Genomic DNA, 465 nt, shown 5'->3' on the forward strand with positions numbered 1-465 from the left:
CTGAGTCGCTATCTGAATCTGAGTCGCTATCTGAGTCGCTATCCGAATCTGAATCACTATCTGAGTCTGAATCGCTGTCCGAATCTGAGTCGCTATCTGAGTCTGAGTCGCTGTCTGAGTCTGAATCACTGTCTGAGTCTGAATCGCTATCTGATGTATCTTCTTCGAAGTAACCGTTGTCTATTGTAAAATCATCATGATCTGTAATTGTTACATCTACTTCTCCACCATCAGCATCTTTATCATCTTCAGTTGTATTTGTACCTGTTTGAGTTAAGCCAGCAGGCTTTTCAAAAATAACTTTGTATTTACCGCTATCTAAATTATCGAAACGATATTTACCATTTTCATCTGTTTTAGTAGTTCCAATTACTTCGCCTTTTTCATTTAATAAAGTAACTTTAACATCTTTGATACCTTTTTCAGTTGAATCTTGTTTACCATCTTTATTACTGTCGTACCAAA

At 36.6% G+C, this 465-nt stretch carries 1 protein-coding gene; it reads right to left on the reverse strand.

Going from position 1 to position 465, the window contains the following annotated elements:
• Positions 1 to 465: SdrD B-like domain-containing protein (locus HMPREF2658_RS06435; RefSeq protein ID WP_176747424.1), on the reverse strand; the 465-nt coding region annotated here is incomplete at both ends.

Source organism: Staphylococcus sp. HMSC062H10 (assembly GCF_001836945.1).
In the GTDB taxonomy this organism is placed as follows: domain Bacteria; phylum Bacillota; class Bacilli; order Staphylococcales; family Staphylococcaceae; genus Staphylococcus; species Staphylococcus aureus.